18 protein-coding genes are annotated in these 16,901 nt (G+C 46.0%); 7 read left to right on the top strand and 11 right to left on the bottom strand.

All coding sequences use genetic code 11. From position 1 onward, the window contains the following. Positions 1-23: 23 nt before the first annotated feature. Genes BN6465_RS11245 through BN6465_RS11265 form a run of 5 tightly spaced genes read right to left on the bottom strand, consistent with a single transcriptional unit; the run spans position 24 to position 5,478 of the window. Entirely contained in the window at positions 24-1,616 is a 1,593-nt protein-coding gene (locus BN6465_RS11245) for an ABC transporter substrate-binding protein (protein ID WP_199882824.1), read from the bottom strand. Between the two features lie 57 nt (positions 1,617-1,673). Next, on the bottom strand, positions 1,674-2,678 hold the full coding sequence (locus BN6465_RS11250; RefSeq protein WP_066734898.1) for an oligopeptide/dipeptide ABC transporter ATP-binding protein: 1,005 nt from the start codon (positions 2,676-2,678) through the stop codon (positions 1,674-1,676). Continuing rightward, complete coding sequence (locus tag BN6465_RS11255; RefSeq protein WP_066734901.1) at positions 2,671-3,648, bottom strand: ABC transporter ATP-binding protein; 978 nt, start codon at positions 3,646-3,648, stop codon at positions 2,671-2,673. The genes BN6465_RS11250 and BN6465_RS11255 overlap by 8 nt, the downstream gene beginning before the upstream one ends. Positions 3,649-3,651: 3 nt before the next feature. Further along, a complete protein-coding gene (locus tag BN6465_RS11260) occupies positions 3,652-4,503 on the bottom strand; it encodes an ABC transporter permease (RefSeq protein WP_066734904.1) in 852 nt (283 codons plus the stop codon). A 9-nt stretch (positions 4,504-4,512) separates the two neighbouring features. Continuing rightward, on the bottom strand, positions 4,513-5,478 hold the full coding sequence (locus BN6465_RS11265) for an ABC transporter permease (RefSeq protein ID WP_066734907.1): 966 nt from the start codon (positions 5,476-5,478) through the stop codon (positions 4,513-4,515). 353 nt (positions 5,479-5,831) lie between these two features. Between BN6465_RS11265 and fosX the strand changes: the two genes are divergently transcribed. Then, positions 5,832-6,239: a FosX/FosE/FosI family fosfomycin resistance hydrolase gene (gene fosX, locus BN6465_RS11270; protein ID WP_066734910.1), complete on the top strand. Its 408-nt coding sequence runs from the start codon at positions 5,832-5,834 to the stop codon at positions 6,237-6,239. 55 nt (positions 6,240-6,294) lie between these two features. Next, on the top strand, positions 6,295-7,170 hold the full coding sequence (locus BN6465_RS11275) for an AraC family transcriptional regulator (protein WP_066734913.1): 876 nt from the start codon (positions 6,295-6,297) through the stop codon (positions 7,168-7,170). Between the two features lie 89 nt (positions 7,171-7,259). Here BN6465_RS11275 and BN6465_RS11280 read toward each other — a convergent pair whose 3' ends face one another. The 6 genes from BN6465_RS11280 to BN6465_RS11305 all read right to left on the bottom strand — a co-directional run bounded on the left by BN6465_RS11280 (position 7,260) and on the right by BN6465_RS11305 (position 12,703). Continuing rightward, positions 7,260-8,141, bottom strand: coding sequence for an ROK family protein (locus BN6465_RS11280; RefSeq protein ID WP_066734915.1), 882 nt, complete (start codon positions 8,139-8,141; stop codon positions 7,260-7,262). A gap of 23 nt (positions 8,142-8,164) precedes the next feature. After that, a complete protein-coding gene (locus tag BN6465_RS11285) occupies positions 8,165-8,854 on the bottom strand; it encodes an N-acetylmannosamine-6-phosphate 2-epimerase (RefSeq protein WP_066735289.1) in 690 nt (229 codons plus the stop codon). A gap of 2 nt (positions 8,855-8,856) precedes the next feature. Beyond that, entirely contained in the window at positions 8,857-9,486 is a 630-nt protein-coding gene (locus BN6465_RS11290) for an SGNH/GDSL hydrolase family protein (protein ID WP_066734917.1), read from the bottom strand. A 19-nt stretch (positions 9,487-9,505) separates the two neighbouring features. Continuing rightward, the gene (locus BN6465_RS11295; protein ID WP_066734919.1) at positions 9,506-10,381 is read right to left on the bottom strand and encodes a carbohydrate ABC transporter permease; all 876 of its coding nucleotides are present in this window, start codon (positions 10,379-10,381) and stop codon (positions 9,506-9,508) included. Beyond that, positions 10,381-11,304, bottom strand: a complete 924-nt coding sequence (locus tag BN6465_RS11300) for a carbohydrate ABC transporter permease (protein WP_227183593.1) — start codon at positions 11,302-11,304, stop codon at positions 10,381-10,383. The genes BN6465_RS11295 and BN6465_RS11300 overlap by 1 nt, the downstream gene beginning before the upstream one ends. A 91-nt stretch (positions 11,305-11,395) precedes the next feature. Beyond that, a complete protein-coding gene (locus BN6465_RS11305; protein ID WP_066734922.1) occupies positions 11,396-12,703 on the bottom strand; it encodes an ABC transporter substrate-binding protein in 1,308 nt (435 codons plus the stop codon). Positions 12,704-13,121: 418 nt separating this feature from the next. Between BN6465_RS11305 and BN6465_RS11310 the strand changes: the two genes are divergently transcribed. The 5 genes from BN6465_RS11310 to BN6465_RS11330 all read left to right on the top strand — a co-directional run bounded on the left by BN6465_RS11310 (position 13,122) and on the right by BN6465_RS11330 (position 16,887). Beyond that, complete coding sequence (locus BN6465_RS11310) at positions 13,122-13,979, top strand: MurR/RpiR family transcriptional regulator (protein ID WP_082891662.1); 858 nt, start codon at positions 13,122-13,124, stop codon at positions 13,977-13,979. A gap of 205 nt (positions 13,980-14,184) precedes the next feature. Continuing rightward, entirely contained in the window at positions 14,185-14,745 is a 561-nt protein-coding gene (locus BN6465_RS11315; RefSeq protein ID WP_066734924.1) for a TetR/AcrR family transcriptional regulator, read from the top strand. 12 nt (positions 14,746-14,757) lie between these two features. Next, entirely contained in the window at positions 14,758-15,273 is a 516-nt protein-coding gene (locus tag BN6465_RS11320; protein WP_066734926.1) for a flavodoxin domain-containing protein, read from the top strand. Between the two features lie 63 nt (positions 15,274-15,336). Continuing rightward, on the top strand, positions 15,337-16,203 hold the full coding sequence (locus tag BN6465_RS11325) for an RNA polymerase sigma factor (RefSeq protein WP_066734927.1): 867 nt from the start codon (positions 15,337-15,339) through the stop codon (positions 16,201-16,203). Continuing rightward, complete coding sequence (locus BN6465_RS11330; RefSeq protein ID WP_066734928.1) at positions 16,204-16,887, top strand: DUF2461 domain-containing protein; 684 nt, start codon at positions 16,204-16,206, stop codon at positions 16,885-16,887. The last annotated feature ends 14 nt before the right edge of the window (positions 16,888-16,901 follow it).

Here is a 16,901-nt window from a genome sequence, read left to right on the forward strand (position 1 = left end):
GCTCCTCTTTCCTCACACTAACCCTATTCAACCATCTCTACATGGGAATAGTCGGCCCATCCCCACTTGCCCTGTCCGTCGTACGGCAGGTTCACAAAACGGGTACTGTTCACCTCAGGCCCTGCAAATGTTACGATGTTCACATATGGAAGCTCTTCTGCGAGAATCTTCTGTACTTCTTTATAATATCCGGCTCTTTCGTCCTCATCACTGGTAGACGCGCCCTTCTTCAGCAGTTCATCCACCTGTGTGTTACTGTAGCCGCCCCAGTTAAACGTCATGCCAGACTGGACTCTTGTGGCAAGCGCAGCCGGGTCAGGCCCCATGAAGCCGCCCTGAAGTTCTATCATGAAGTCTCTCTCGTCTCCTACCTTCTGATTCCAAGCGTTGTATTCATGAACCTGAATCTCCACGCCGATTCCTGCTTCCTCCAGTGTCGCTTTAATCAATTTTGCTGTATCCGGATATCCTGCCCCTTCAAAAACATCAATGGTAAGTCCTGATACATAGAAGCCATTAGCGTCCTTAGTATACCCAGCTTCTTCAAGAATCTTAGACGCCTCGGAGATATTAAACTTCGGAGCGGTATCTTCTGAGTTGGAAGCCCATTCAATCAAGGACGGATATAAATTGTACTCCGGCTTCTGGACACCGTTAAATACCTTCTCTGATATCTCATCTCTGTCGATAGCAGTGGCAATCGCTTTGCGCACAGCGACATCGGAAACCTTATCCTTTGTCACATTAAATACCATTCTGATCGGAGACGGATATTCATTGATAACAACACGGAGATTTGTGTCAGCCTCCATCTCCTTCAAAGAAGAAGTTGGGAAATTCTCATAAAAATCAATCTCTCCGTTCTTGATTGCCTGCAGCGCAGTAGCCTCGTCTGGAATAATCGAGAAAATCAACTTGTCAAGTTTAGCCGGTTCCGGGTAATCGTCATTTCTGACCAAAGTCACACTCTCGCCCTGCTTATACTCTTCCAATTTGAACGGCCCGCAGGATACCGGCTCACTGTTAGCTGGATTTTCCGCCCAGTCGCTGCCGTTATTGTAGATATGCTCCGGTACGATAAATGTAGCGTACCAGCCCAGCAGTTTCACAAAAGAGGGATCCGGTTCCACCAGATTGAACACTACGGTATAATCGTCGGGAGCCTCGATGGAATCTACATTCTGCATATTGGAGCTGAAGTAGTAACTTGGATTTTCTTTGATAGTGTCAAATGTGTACTTCACATCTTCACTGTTCAATGCTTCTCCGTCCGTCCACTTCAGGTCTTCACGCAGTTTAAAAGTCAATACGGTGGCCTCCTCATTATATGACCATTCCTTTGCTGCCTCGGGAACCAGATTTTGTTTGCTGGAATCCAGAGCGCAAAGCCTTAAGTATATATTCTGGAAAATCGGAAACCCATTGTCGTCCGCATTAATTACGGGATTGAAGGACATCGGGTCCCCCGTGGCACGGATAATAAAGGTTCCGCCGCCCTCACTCTTTCCGCTTCCGCCTTCTGTTCCAGAATCGCTTTTCCCTTTACCGCAGCCTGCCGCCAGAAGCGATAGTCCGAGAACTACTGCCATACAGGCAGCTAATTTCTTTTTCAACATAATACTTCCTCCTTTTTTGTTTTTTCTTAAAACCTATATAAACAGAGCTTTCTCTGTCTATTTCCCATTTTCCCCGATTCGGGCGCATGCCGCCCAGTGTCCCGTTTCCGACACAACCGGTTCCGGATACCGTTTATAACATTCCTCACAAGCCATGTAACATCTAGGGGCGAAATAGCAGCCCGGCCCCGGGTTGAGCGGAGTGGGCGGTTCCCCCTCTATAGAGATGGTCTCCTGTTTATCCTCCGGGTCGATGGAGGCACAGTTGGAAATCAACGCCTGTGTATACGGATGCATAGGTGATTTCACCACCTCGTCGGCAGAACCGTATTCTACAATCCTGCCCAGATACATCACCGCGATATTGTCGGAGATATATCTTGTGAGCGCAATATCGTGGCTGATAAACATGACCGCCGCGTCCTTCGACTTACTAAGCTCAATCAACATATTAATAATGTCTGCCCTGACCGAGACATCCAACATGGACACTGGCTCATCCGCAACAATAAAACCCGGGTTCAGGAACATGGAACGGATGATAGAAATCCTTTGGAGCTGTCCTCCCGAAAGCTCATGTGGGAACCGTTTCAAAATGTCCTCCGCAGGCCGAAGCCCTCCGGCTTCCAACGCCTCTATACAGATGCGGCGTCTGTCTTCATTGTCAGTGCCGATACTATAATTTTTAAGAGGCCGGAGTAAAATCTTTTCAATAGTATCCCTCGGCGTGAAAGTGTCAAATGGATTTTGAAATACAATCTGTACCGTACTTCTGAACTTCTTAGCATCCTTTTTAATCATCTCTTTGGTAGACACCCCGTCGATAAGGCAGTCTCCTCTCGTAGGGTTCTCAAGTCTTGTGAGAATCTTGCCAAGCGTAGATTTACCACATCCAGATTCCCCTATAACTCCAAGTATCTCCCCATGCTCAATCTCTATGCTCACGCCGTCGACCGCTTTTATCCAATCCTTCTCCCCTTTTTGCTGCCTCTTGCCGTGATAGGGATACCACATGGCAACGTCCTTCACCGAGACAAAGGGGGTATGGTTTTCTTTATTCATGCGTCTCACCTCCTTGATACAGCCAACAGGCAATCTGTCTTCCGTCCTTCAACTCCTGACAAGCAGGTTTTTCCCTTCTGCACCGTTCGGAAGCCTGCGGGCATCTAGACGCGAATACGCAGCCCGGCTCCGGTTTGGAGAGGTCCGGCAGGAATCCCGGAATGGCGTGAAGCGTCTCATTCTCACCTTTCAGGGAAGGGAAGGAATTGAGAAGTCCTTTTGTATACGGATGCATCGGATTTTTGAAGATATCCTTCACATAACCAATCTCCATAAATTCTCCGGCATACATAACAGCCACTTTATTACAGGAGGCAGCGACCACGGACATATCATGCGTGATCATAATTCTGGTCATGCTGATTTCCTGCTCCATCTGCACCACTTCCTCCAGAATCTGTCCCTGCGTCACAACGTCAAGCGCCGTCGTAGCCTCGTCAAAGATAATCAGCTTCGGGCTGTGAAGCAGGCTGACCGCGATTGCAGTCCTCTGGAGCATTCCGCCTGACATCTCATGAGGATACAGACGGTACACCCTCTCGGGGAGGTTGACTAATTTCAACAGATAGATCATCCGCTCTTCAATTTCCTTCTTGGATGCGTGCGGCTCATGGACACGGTAAATGTCTTCCACCTGTTCGCTGATTCGGTGCACCGGGCTCAAGGAATTCATGGCCTTTTGGAATACAACAGAGATATCCTTCCAGCGAAGAGCGTTCATCTCTTCCTGTGTCAATTCCAGCAGGTTCTTTCCTTCAAAAAGCGCTTTCCCGGTAATCTCTGTCCGGCTCTCATCATGAAGCCTGAGCAGCGCCATGGCAAGTGTGGATTTCCCGGAGCCAGATTCTCCCACGACTCCAAGAGAGTCTCCCTTGTTGATAGAGAATCCCGCATTTTTTACGGCATATACCTTCTTGTCCTTATTGACATAAGAGACATTAACATTTTCTAGCGTTAACAACCTTTCCATGTTCTACCCCCTCTTTCTCGAATATTTCGGGTCAAGGACATGATTAAGCCCATCTCCCAGCAGATAAAACACCAGAACTGTAACTACGATCGCAGCGCCCGCAAAGGCGGAAATCCACCACGCGCTCGTTATGTACTGCTTCCCTGTATATATCATCTGCCCCCAGCTGATGATGCCGGGATCGCCCAGACCTAAAAATGAAAGACCTGCTTCTGTTAGAATCGCATTGGACATTCCCATCGTCGTATTAGCTATGACCGGAAAGATTCCGTTGGGAATGATATACTTGAACAATATCTGCCGCTTTGTCTCGCCCATGGCGACCGCGCTCTTTACAAATGTCCGCTCTCTGAGCGACAATGCCTGTGCCCGCATAAGTTTGGCGTTGCTCGGCCAAGTCGTAATACCGATGACAATCATGACATTGGTGATACTATTTCCGAACATCGCGATAATCAACAATATTAAAAAGAAGCTGGGAAGCATCATAAATACATTGATGAGCTCGGAGATAAATGTGTCAACTTTACCGCCAAAAAATCCGCCGATCCCACCGATAAAAACACCCAGCGCCCCAGAAATCAGCGCAGAGATAACAGCGACTTTAAGAGACGTCCTGATTCCATAGATAATCATGCTGTAGATATCCTGCCCCATATGATTGGTTCCCAAAATATGCCCGTTTTCTCCTAGCCCGACCAGCATATCCTTTCCGTAATGGTAGGGATTCTCCGTCGCCACCGCCGCTGCGGCCACAGCGAGCAAAAGCAGCAGCGCAAGTCCTATCGTACCGGCCAAGAGCTGTCTGTCACCGGTGATTGTTTTCCAAATTTTTTTGATTGATAGTTTCTTCATAATCCACCTCTATTCATAACGGATTCTCGGGTCAAGCAGTGCATACACAATGTCCACAATCAGCATAACTACCGCCACCGATATGGACATAATCAGATAGATTCCCATCAAAGTCGGGTAATCCCGCTGGGTAATGGCGGTCATCACAAGCCGCCCCATTCCCGGCCATGCAAACACAATCTCAATCAAAGTTACACCTGTAATCAAATACGCCATGGAAATACCAAATATGGTAATGGTCGGCAGGATTGCATTGCGAAATATGTACTTATTGAAAATTTTCTTTTTGCTCATTCCCGTAGCCTTGAACGTCATGATAAATTCTTCATTCTTCGTCTGCAGCACAGAAGACTTCGCAATCCTGAAATACTGTGGAAGCAGCACCAATGTCAAAGTCAGCACCGGTAAAAACATATGTTTTAAAACATCCAGCACATATGCCGCGCCCGTAAATCCCGCCCGGGTGTCCGTCATGCCGAACGACGGGAACCATCCAAGCATGGAGGAAAACAGGATGATCAGCATCAGTCCAAGCCAGAAAGCCGGCATAGAGTTAAACGCATAGGAAACGCCCGATGAAACCGCATCAAACGCACCGCCCTCCCGCCGGGCCGCCACAATTCCCATAAATGTCCCAATGACGGCTGCCAATATCGCCGAAGTCAATCCAAGTAATACCGTGGCGCCTACCTTCTCACTAATCATCTCCGAAACCGGGCGGTTATATATGATTGAAATACCCAAATCTCCGGTGGCAGCTGTCTTCAGATAGCTAAAAAACTGAAGCGGCAAAGGTTTGTCCAGACCGTATTTCTCTTCCAGAGCCTGCCGCATCTCCGGACTTGAATTTTCCTTTCCCATAAGCGTCGTAATCGGATCGCCCGGAGCCATTTTAATAATGACAAAATTTAGTGCAAATACTATAATTATTGTCAATATACCCGTCAGCACCCTCCTAAAAATAAATCTTTTCACCTTTACGCCTCCTCTTTATTGATAATTTTATTGTATTTATTATAATTTTATATTTATTAAACGTCAATATTGTACGTGAAATTATATAATTTTCGTCATTTCGTCAAATTTCGTCCAATTTTTGAAGAAAATCGCCTTGTTTTTAGTGTACTTTTTATAGTATATGCTTTAATTAAAGTGTGTGCTTTATTTTCCGAATTTAATTGTAATACAACAAGCATATCGGTATTCTTTATTGCTTTCATCCCTCTAAATTGTTATGATATCTGTAGTCCGTAGACATCGGAGGAATAAAAAATATTTTACCCCAGCATCATTCCAATAAAAATAACCACATATTCAGGAGGTCCGGTATGATTTCAGGAATAAATCACCTAACATTTATCGTGAAAGATTTAACTCGTTCCAGCGTATTTTTTGAAGAAATTTTTGACGCAGAAGAAGTCTACTCAAGCGGTGATTACACTTTTTCCATTGCACGGGAAAAGTTTTTTGTGATTGGGAATCTATGGATTTCTTTGATGGAAGGGGAGCCGCTTACCGAAAAAAGCTATAACCACATCGCCTTTCAAATAGATGAAAACGAAGTCGAGCACTATATAAAACGTATTCAGTCTGTGGGAGTGGAGCTCTTACCCGGACGCCCCCGCGTGGAAGGTGAGGGACAGTCTATTTATTTCTATGACTTTGACAATCATCTGTTCGAGCTGCATACCGGGACATTGAAAGAGAGGCTGACACGATATTCTCAGCAAAAATAGTCGAGAAGTTTCTGCTGGTTCTGCCTATAATATCACGTGTAAGGAGGGAAAAGAAATGCAGGAACAACCGCATATTGACGCCGTCCAGCGTATGCAGGACTATATTGAAGCACACATTACCGAGAATATCACTTTGGCAGATTTAGCGAAGATATCTCTGTATTCTCCGTGGTATTCTTACCGCTTGTTCAGCGAACACACGGGACTCACCCCAGCTGATTACATCCGCAGGCTCAGGCTGTCAAAATCAGCCTTAAAGCTAAGAGATTTTTCTTGCAAAATAGCCGATGTCGCCTTTGAGATGGGATTTTCCAGTGTTGACGGATACCAGCGCGCATTTTTTCGTGAATTCAACTGCAATCCCCGGGAATACGCACAACGGCCTGTTCCGCTTTATCTTTTCACGCCATACGGTGTAAGATACCGTACAATTGAAAGGAGACCAATTATGGAAAATCTAAGAAATGTATTTATTCAAATTACAGAAAAACCGGCCCGCAAAGTTATTATCAAACGAGGAATAAAAGCCGCCGACTATTTTTCTTATTGCGAAGAAGTGGGCTGTGACGTGTGGGGCCTGCTTCAAAGTATCAAAGCTCTGGAAGGCGAGCCTGTATGCTTATGGCTTCCTCCCAAATACATCAAGCCGCAAACTTCGGAATATGTTCAAGGCGTAGAAGTATCCGCCGACTACAGCGGAGAGATTCCAGAAGGGTTCGATGTCATCGAGCTGCCTGCTGCGAAATATATTAAATTTCAAGGGGAACCATTTGAAGAGGAAAATTATTGTCAGGCAATCGAAGAAGTTCAAGCCGCTATCCAGAAATACGACCCAGCATCGGCCGGGCTTGAATGGGATAACTCCAATCCCAAAATTCAGCTGGAGCCTGTCGGGACAAGAGGCTATATTGAATTGCTTCCGGTCAAATAAAGTCTATATTGTTTCAATTCAAACTCAAAAGGAATGCTCTGCGGGTAGAACTCCCCCGCGGAGCATTCCTTATTTCTTACGCCTATGTCCTAACCGCCTGAGCGCATAGCATGAAAATGATAATAAGCCCCCAGCATGCCCGCATCATTTCTCTGCCGGGCAAAGGCTATCGTTGTTCTTTCAAAAATGACTGGTTTTAGGTACACTTCCAGCCTCTCGGCTACTTTCGGTTTAAGAAACTGTTCCTGCGCAGCAACGCCGCCGCCCAGCACCACCACCTCAGGATTTACAACATAGCAGATATTGGCAATACCCTCTCCCAGTACATCCGCCATTTCATCGATTGCATTCAGGCAGACTGCATCTCCCTTTTTCGCCTCTTCAAAAATCCGAAGGCCATCCCAGTTCTCTCCTTTTATCTGAGATACCTTTTTACTCAGAATACTGCTGGCCCCAAGAGTCTGGAAATCACTGCCCCGCATCTTCATATATCCAATCTCGCAGGCACTGTTTCCAAACCCGTGAAACACCTTCCCGTCAATCAGTATGCATCCGCCTATCCCTGTACCCAAAGTCAGGCAGACCGCCGTCTTGCTCCCGGCGGCCGCTCCCGCCTGATACTCAGCCAGCGCGGCACAGTTGACATCGTTCTCCACTTCACACGGTATCCCGTATTCCGCCTCCAGCCTTTGCTTAAAGTTCGTCCCCGAATAATCAGGTATCAATTCTCCCGAAAAAAATACCTCGCCCTTTTCGCAATCTACCATCCCCGCAGTGGAAATACAGATTCCCGCAAGTTCATGACCGGCAGAATAGGCTTCAATGATTTCCTTTACCTTTTGAAAAATTCCGGTCCCTCCCTGCCATGCCTCAGTTGGAATACAGCTTTTTGTAGTTATCACGCCTTCACCCGCGATGAGGCCGTGCTTAATATAGGTGCCTCCTATGTCGATACTTACATAATGTTTCATCTAATCCCCCACCTATACAGTCTTTATTCATCCAAAATATCAGTAAACATTCTTGTAATAATCTGTGGGCGTGTTATGGCGGAACCTACCACCACGCTGAACACTCCCATGTCTATCACTCTTTTTGCTTTTTCCGGTGTGTTGATATTCCCTTCTGCTATGATTCTGTGGGAAACCTTATCTATCATCTGCCGGATTATGGAAAAATCGTTCTCCTCAATGCGCATTCCCCTGCTCTGTTTTGTATATCCAACAAGCGTCGTGCCGATAAAGTCAAACCCAAGCCAGTCCGCGTACACGGCCTCCTCCACGGTAGAACAGTCAGCCATCAGGAGCTGTTTCGGGTAAGCAGCCCGAATCTCTCTGTAAAATCCCTCCAAAGTCTTCCCGCCCGGGCGGAGGGCCTGCGTGGCATCCAGCGCTATGATCTCAGGTCCTACTTCAATTAACTCCTCAATCTCCCGCATAGTCGGAGTGATGTATACCGAGCTGTCCTCATAATCTCTTTTTACAATCCCTATGACAGGCAGATCTACATTCTTTTTGATTTCGGCGATATCTTCTTTTGTATTTGCACGTATCCCCGCCGCACCTCCTTCTTTCGCGGCCACCGCCATTCTCCCCATGATATACGAAGAGTGTAGTGGTTCGCTGGGCAGGGCCTGACAGGAGACAATCAATTTTCCCTGTAAGTTTTCAATATGCTTTTCCAATATCATATCCTCCTTCTAATTACAGCAGCGATTTCCGACGCTAATCTTTTATGGCTTTCGGCATCCAGATGCATATAATCAATACGATTCATTCGCACAACAGGGCCCGCATCCAAGAACTCACAGCCGTGCTCCTCTGCGCATACCCTATATTCCTCGGCCAGACGCTCTGACTTCTCGCTGCATATCCCCATCTCTCCCGCCACCGGCGACTGTTCGCACTCTTTTTCAATGGGGCCGGGCGCCACGACCAGTATCCTCGGCTCGTCGGACCAAGCCTCTGTATGGCGTGCTTTTACGATGAGACGTTTCATTCCGTCGGCAATATTTTTCGGCGTAGCCGAAAATCTCTCTTTGCAGTCATTTGTCCCCAGCATGATTACCAGATAGGCAGCCGGCGAGTGCGACATCAGGCATGGGAGCAGATATTCCAGCCCACTCAGGCCTTCGTTGAGCGGGTCTTCAAACACCGTCGTCCTGCCGCAAAGTCCTTCCTCTATCACATCATACCCAGCTCCCAATATTTCTTGGAGCACGCCCGTCCAGCGCACTTCATCCGGAAATCTGCCGCCCGTTACCGCATCATATCCCCAAGTATTCGAATCTCCAAAACAAACAATCCTCTTTTTCATCCTTATTCCCTCACTATTTTTATCCTTTGACGGCGCCCATAGCCAGACCCTGCACGAAATTCTTCTGGGCCGCCCACACAATGAGCAGAACAGGCACCAGCGTAATGACTGCCGTTACCGCCATCGGCCCCCATTCGAGTCCTCTGTCCGTGATAAAACCGGCAATGACCACCGGCAGTGTTTTTGATTTATTTACACTTAAGATGACTGCAAATAAGAACTCATTCCAAGCACCAATAAATGCGAGAATTCCAGAGGCAATAATACCCGGCTTTGTAATCGGGAAAATAATATAGAAGAAACGCTTCGTAAAGCCGCACCCGTCCAGCATGGCCGATTCTTCCAGTTCATATGGTAGCTGTTCGAAAAATCCCATCATGAGCCATATAACTAATGGCAGGTTAAAGCTTGTATTCATAATAATCAATGCCGTTCTAGTATCGATCAGATGAAGTGTCCTCATGACCAGATAGACCGGAATAGCAGTAGCAATGGCAGGATACATCTTTTGTATCATGAACCATAGTCCAAAGTATTTTCTGGCCCGTTTGCCGATTTTCCCCCTCGCCACCGAATAGGCCGCCATACTTCCCAGCAGTACGGAGATTATAGTAGACACCGCCGCCACAATCATCGTATTCAGAAAATTGTTGAACAACTGGTCCTTCCCGAATACGCTCTCGTAACTGTCTAAAGTTAAACTGCTCGGAAACAGTACCGGCGGGTTAGCCAAATACTCTGCCTTCACTTTGAACGAACTCGTCAGAAGCCAGTACAGAGGAAACAAAATAAGAATCATACTCAAAACTACCAAAATCACCCGGACAGGCCGCCCGGCAAAATTACCGATAATGTTATCAGGTGTCGGCAGCTTCCTTTGCTTTTTCATTTTCATTATATGTTCTCCTCCATTCTGTCCCTCAGTTTCAAAAATCCCATCGTGACCAGCGTCATTACAACTACGAAAATAATAGCCAGCGATGCCGAGTATCCGGCGTCAAAAAACTTAAGGCCTTGTTTGTAAATGTAGTTGGGAAGCATCTCTGTAGCGCTTCCGGGCCCGCCGTTGGTCATTACATAGACCGTGTCAAATACCTTAAATGCGTCAACAAAACGCAGCATTACCACTACTGTCAGCACCGGGCTCATCATCGGCAGAACGATTTTTCTGAAAATCTGCCCGTTTGTAGCGCCGTCCACTGTAGCGGCTTCCAGACAATCCCCCGGCAATGCCTTTAATCCGGCCGCACAGATAATCGTAACCCAGGGAACCAGCTGCCAGACATTGACCAAGATAACGGCCAGCATAGCGGTCTTCGGGCTGCTGAGCCATGTGATACTGGGAACTCCCAAAAAGCCGAGCAGATAATTGATAATCCCGGTAGTCGAATCCAGCATCATACGCCACAGTGTACCGACGGCAACGGGTGCCATAATCATCGGTATCAGGAAAATGGAGGTGCATATTCTGGCCCACATCTTGTCGGAACAAAGCGCCATCGCGAGCAGCATTCCAATTGCCAGCTCCAGAGCTACAGAAATCACCGCAAAAAACAGTGTATTTTTCGTGCTTGTAAGGAGCGCCGGGTCGCTGAACATTTTTATATAATTCTGAAGCCCAACAAATTCCGGGACTGCATTAGGCAAGTTCAGTTTCAGTCTAAAAAAACTCAAGTACAGAGAATACAGCAGTGGGAGCAGCGCCGTAATACCAAGAAAAATCATGGTAGGAGTCAAAAACATCCATGATGCAAATTTATCTCCTTTGCTTTTATGCATCACTGGCGCAGGGTTTTTCCCTTTATTTTTTTTCATCATATCCGTCTACATCCCTTTCCTTAAAGAAGATTACCTGCAGATGAACACTCCGCAGGTAACTTCCTCCCATACCTTTACATTGTCAGATTGATTAAAGATTATAATTTTTCGTTCCCTCTTCCGGAGGAGCATTCTTTAAGGCGTCTTCAATTCCTTTGTCCATCTTTTTCACAGCCTCTTCCAACTCGATCTGACCTGACATATATTCGCTTACTACTGTGTTGAGCATAGTGTCGACCTCTGTGGAAGCGGGGATTCTCCACCATAAATTGGCTGTATCCAAGGCTTCTCTGACTGTATCCATATAAGTTCCTTTGATGCCGTCCTGCTCCCAAAAGGCTTTTCTAGGTGACAGGATGCCGTATTTTTCATAAAATTCATTCTGTTTTTCTGCGCTTGTATACATTTTTACCCATTCCCATGCAAGCTCCTGATTTTTAGAACTGGATGGGATAGACAAATCCCATGCGCTCAACAATGTTGTTCCCGTCTTGCCATATGGAATAGTACTTAAAGCCCATTTTCCGGCAACTTTTGACTGTGCCTCATCGTCCGCAGCCTGCACCAGTCCCAATGTAGGCCATGTTTCACAGACAGCCGCATTGCCGTCCAAGAATGCTTTAATAGACTCCTCCGTCCCCCATGACAGAATGGATGGGTCAGCATACTTCTGAATCTCTTTTAAATGTTCTAAAGCTGCTCTTGTTTCCGGTGAGTCGATTGTCACATTCCAGTCTTCATCGGCCCATGCGCCGCCCATCGACCATAACACATAGTCAAACACGCCGCCCAGCTGTCCCGTTGTAGCTGACACGGAAATACCATACATACCCTTTTCCGGGTCTGTCTGTGCTTTTGCCATCTCCCGGTATTCTTCCCATGTATCCGGAAGTCCGTCGGGCAGCAAGTCTGTCCTGTAAGCGAAAAGCTGAGGTGTGCTGGCATTAGGGATTCCGGTTACCGTCCCCTGCCAAGTTCCGGAGTTCTCCAATACCTTCTCAATAAATTCATCCATATTGTAATTGTCTTTTTCTATGAAGTCTGTAAGCTCCGTCATGTAAGGGGCAAATTCACCGTCCCACTGGCTTGCGACATCAATCACATCATAAGAACCGGTTCCACTGGTCAAGTCAAGCAGCGCTTTCTCATGGAGTGTGGTATACGGGAAGTCTACTACCTCGACTGTCGCCCCCGTCTGTTCCTCGAATTCCTCCACCATGTCTTTCGCCGCATCCGCATAGACACTAGACATGTACAGTACCGTCAACTTTTCCCCCGCAAACGGTTTTCCGCTGTCCGTCTTAGCAGCATCTCCATCGTCTTTTTTCCCTCCGCACCCAACTACAAGGCTGGTCACCATAGCTGCACACAGAAGAACACTTAATACTTTCTTTTTCATTTTTCTCCTCCTTTGATATACGCCTTTCTCTTTTTGAAAGAAATTTTTTTATTTTATATAATATGATTTTTCTTTTTAGAGAAATGGCATTTTTTGTTAATCTTTTGAAATAATATTATCATTGTGCTACTCTATTGTCAACTGTGCATATTCTCTATATTTACTAGGTTTTATTTGTTTCATTTTACTAATCTTTTGTATTTATCCATTCTTTTCCATGTATGTTTTCCAAAAATATAAAATAAAAATTTTTTTTATTTTTAATTTATTCTATTCCATTTTTAATTATCAAACTATATTTTAACTGTTTTTTTCACAATTGACAGGAAATTTTTTTTACTGTAAAATATTGTTATAAAGTATGTCCGGAAACTCTAACATCCACCGTGGCATATCACATGAGAAGGAGGTGTTATCCGTGGCCACCACTAATCTTATGACAGAGATAACAAGCCGGTATTCAAAGATGACAAAAGCCGAGAAAAAAGTTGCCGATTTTGTACTTTCATCCCCTCAGGCAGCCCTCAGTTCTACAATCACTGATTTATCGCGGTTATGCGAAGTTGGAGAGACAAGTGTGTTCCGCTTCTGCCGCACGCTGTCTTTAAAGGGATATCAGGATTTCAAGTTATCGCTGGCGCTCAGTACCTCCGGCCCCGATACAACCTATAAAAAGGATAAAATCAATGTAACTGACACTGACAATTGTAAGGATACGGCGACCAAAGTACTGGAGGCCTACCAATTGGCCCTGACTCAAGCGTTCGACACAATGAACTACAACGCCATTCCCAAAGTGACTGACGTACTCGTTTCGGCCAGAAGTATCAATCTTTTCGGCTTCGGCGGCTCAGGGACCAGCGCCAGCGAAGCCCGCAACAAGTTCATGAAGATTCTGCCCAATGTAATCTTCAACACTGACGCACACATGCAGCTAACACAGGCCGCACTGCTTGGTGAGGGCGATTTGGCAATTATATTCTGTAACTCAGGCATTACAAAAGACTGTATCGAGATTGCCCGCATATGCCATAGTGTAAAAGCTTTTGTCGTCTTCGTGACTATGTTCCAAAAGACTCCGGCAGCCCAGTATTCTAACGTACTGCTGCTGTGCGGCGCGAACGAAGGCCCAATGGAGGGTGGGTCCATAGCGGCAAAAACTGCGCAGCTTTTTTTAATTGATATTTTGTATGCCGAAGCTTACAAAAAGTTAGGCGGCAAAGCACTTGAAAACAAAAAGAAAACATCTCAAATCATAACAGAAAAGATGATGTGAGTCCTTACGATATGTGCTTTCCACGCCTTTTCACAGATGCCGGCGGCCGGATTAGACTTTGACTCAACATACCAAATCTAATCCGAGCCGCCGGCATGTCTTTTATAAATCTTTGACTTCATCCAAAAACCTCTTGACTTCTTGTGAATTTTAATATAACTTATTTATATAAACTATTTATATAATATAAAAGGAGGTATTACAAATGCCAAAGCAACGGATTACCAAGGATATGGTAGTGGACGCCGCCTTTTCGCTTGCCCGCAGCGGAGGAATGCATGAAGTTCTAGTAAAAAATATTGCGCGCAAATTAGGCTGCTCCGTTCAGCCCATATATACATACTGCCAAAATATGGAGGGGCTTCATCAGGATGTCCTTGCACGGACACGAGGTTTCGTCAAACGTTATATCACGGAACACATTGATAAATCAGATATTTTCCGCAGCACCGGGTACGCTTATATCCGGCTGGCAGAGGAAGAACCCCATATTTTCCAGATGTTCATACTTCACAGGCGCTGTAACATTCATTCCTTGCATGATATTTACGAAACAGAGGCCAGCTCCGATATGGCGGATTTTATCTCCAAGGAACTTCAAATCAGTACGGAAAAAGCAAAACAGCTCCATATGGATATGCTCATTTACACTACCGGAATCGGGACTATCCTCGCCACTACAGAGCCGGGCATTCCCGTCCACGAGGTAACCGAACAGCTGGAACATGCATATCAAACATTTTTGTCCCAAGCAAAACAATCATAAAGGAGGCCCGATATGAGCCACAATTCAATTGTAATCTATAAAAGCAAAACCGGTTTTACAGAACGCTTCGCCAAATGGATAGGAGAAGAACTGTCCTGCGATGTCATTCCCTACGCAAGGAGAAGCGCCATCAATTTTGACGCGTATGATACAGTCATATACGGCGGTGGTATTTACGCGGGAAGCATTGGAGGCTTGAAATGGTTCAAAGAAAAACTGCCTGCAATGGCCGGCAAAAAAGTTGTTGTATTCGCCAGCGGCGCCACTCCTGCCGACTCTGCTGAGACCGCAAAATGTTTACGGCAAAACTTCACAGATGATGAATGGAGCCAAATAAAAGCTTACTATTTTCAGGGCGGCCTATGCTATGAAAAAATGAGTCTGGGGAGCCGGATTATGATGTCCATGTTCCGCAGTATGCTGAAAAAGCAAGAAGGGAACAGCGAGTCCTATCGTGCTATTGCATCCTCCTATGACTGCGCTTCGAAAGAAGATTTAAAACCTCTGCTCGAATATTGCATAAAATAATTTTAATTTTTTTGTCACAAGCAGGGGCTCCTTGATGTCTAATGAAATAGGAGGTAAAAAAATATGGATAAATCAACGAACAAAGACCTTACAGATTTAATTGACAAAGCAATTGCCGGTGACGAAAAGTCTCTGGAGACCATCATCCTCAGTGTGCAGGATCTGGTATTTAACCTGTCTCTCAGGATGCTTGGAACTTTTCCCGACGCGGAGGACGCCTCACAAGAAATTCTGCTGAAAGTGATTACCCACCTTTCATCTTTCAAGAAAGAGAGCGCTTTTTCCACATGGGTATTTCGAATCGCGGCCAATCATCTAAAAGATTATAAGAAAAATATGTTTTCACAGCATCCGCTGAGTTTTGAGTACTATGGCTATGACATTGAAAACGGTGGGGCCGAGGACATCCCCGACCTGACTCAGAATGTAGAGAAGGCGATTCTGGCGGAAGAGCTCAAACTGTCCTGTACCAACGTCATGCTGCAATGTCTGGATACCGAGAGCCGCTGTATTTTTATACTGGGTACCATGTTCAAAGTGGACAGCCGTATTGCCGGAGAGATTCTTGGCATCACTCCCGAGGCTTACCGCCAGCGTCTGGTGAGAGTCCGCCGGAAGATGGCTGACTTTCTGGAAGCTTACTGCGGCGAATTTGGCGGTGGGAAGTGCCGTTGCAAAGACCGGCTCAACTATGCAATCCAAAGCCACCGCCTTCATCCTGCCCATCTGGAATACACCTCCTCGAAAGAAGTGTCAACAGAGGAGATAACCGGTGTAAAAAATGCCATGGAAGAGATCGACGACTTGGCCGGCAGATTTCATTTTTGCAAAACCTATGAATCTCCGGAGCGCACACGCAGATTTATCAGAGATTTCCTGAGCTCTACACAGATTTCCATTGTGAACAATCTGGGAACGGAGGGGGTATAAATGAATACTTCGATTATTTTGACTTATCTGTCAGACTTGGCAGCCAACAACAACCGGGAATGGTATCACGCCAACAAAGAAACTTACAAAACGGCGGTACAGGAATTTGAGTCTCTTCTGCAGGAGTTAATTCTGGAGATTGGCAAGAACGATTCCGATATCCTGCACAACAATCCAAAAGACTTGACCTTTAAGTTAGTGCGGGATACCCGGTTCAGTCACGACAAATCCCCTTATAATCCCGCTTTTCGTGCGCATATAGCGTCAAAGGGGAAGCTCCCCATTCCTGTTGGGTACTATTTTGTAATAAAACCGGGCGGAAATTCTTTCATAGGCGGAGGACTTTTTGCCGATATGTTCAAAGATGCAACTGCCATGATAAGGGACTATATTGCGGCGCACCCGTCCGAGTGGGAGCAGATTATTACGGCAGATGATTTTAAGGATTATTTTACAGTGAAGGGCACGGCACTCAAAAATGTCCCCAAAGGCTATGACAGGGAACACCCTCAGGCAGAATACCTAAAAAATAAAAGCTGGTATTTGGAATACACGATCACCGATGAGGAATTCCAAGACGCAGAGGGCTTCGTCAAGACTGCGGCAGATATCTGCCGCCGGATGAAGCCGTTCAATGATTTCCTGAACAGAGCTTTGGCCGACTTTAAAATGCCGGAAAGATAACCTTCAAATTGCTC

The organism is Bariatricus massiliensis, from assembly GCF_900086725.1.
In the GTDB taxonomy this organism is placed as follows: domain Bacteria; phylum Bacillota; class Clostridia; order Lachnospirales; family Lachnospiraceae; genus Allocoprococcus; species Allocoprococcus massiliensis.

Coding starts and splice junctions, on each gene's coding strand:
- BN6465_RS11245 (WP_199882824.1), bottom strand. CDS start 1,616: ATGTTGAAAAAGAAATTAGCTGCCTGTATGGCAGTAGTTCTCGGACTA.
- BN6465_RS11250 (WP_066734898.1), bottom strand. CDS start 2,678: ATGAATAAAGAAAACCATACCCCCTTTGTCTCGGTGAAGGACGTTGCC.
- BN6465_RS11255 (WP_066734901.1), bottom strand. CDS start 3,648: ATGGAAAGGTTGTTAACGCTAGAAAATGTTAATGTCTCTTATGTCAAT.
- BN6465_RS11260 (WP_066734904.1), bottom strand. CDS start 4,503: ATGAAGAAACTATCAATCAAAAAAATTTGGAAAACAATCACCGGTGAC.
- fosX (WP_066734910.1), top strand. CDS start 5,832: ATGATTTCAGGAATAAATCACCTAACATTTATCGTGAAAGATTTAACT.
- BN6465_RS11275 (WP_066734913.1), top strand. CDS start 6,295: ATGCAGGAACAACCGCATATTGACGCCGTCCAGCGTATGCAGGACTAT.
- BN6465_RS11280 (WP_066734915.1), bottom strand. CDS start 8,141: ATGAAACATTATGTAAGTATCGACATAGGAGGCACCTATATTAAGCAC.
- BN6465_RS11290 (WP_066734917.1), bottom strand. CDS start 9,486: ATGAAAAAGAGGATTGTTTGTTTTGGAGATTCGAATACTTGGGGATAT.
- BN6465_RS11295 (WP_066734919.1), bottom strand. CDS start 10,381: ATGAAAATGAAAAAGCAAAGGAAGCTGCCGACACCTGATAACATTATC.
- BN6465_RS11300 (WP_227183593.1), bottom strand. CDS start 11,304: ATGATGAAAAAAAATAAAGGGAAAAACCCTGCGCCAGTGATGCATAAA.
- BN6465_RS11305 (WP_066734922.1), bottom strand. CDS start 12,703: ATGAAAAAGAAAGTATTAAGTGTTCTTCTGTGTGCAGCTATGGTGACC.
- BN6465_RS11315 (WP_066734924.1), top strand. CDS start 14,185: ATGCCAAAGCAACGGATTACCAAGGATATGGTAGTGGACGCCGCCTTT.
- BN6465_RS11320 (WP_066734926.1), top strand. CDS start 14,758: ATGAGCCACAATTCAATTGTAATCTATAAAAGCAAAACCGGTTTTACA.
- BN6465_RS11325 (WP_066734927.1), top strand. CDS start 15,337: ATGGATAAATCAACGAACAAAGACCTTACAGATTTAATTGACAAAGCA.
- BN6465_RS11330 (WP_066734928.1), top strand. CDS start 16,204: ATGAATACTTCGATTATTTTGACTTATCTGTCAGACTTGGCAGCCAAC.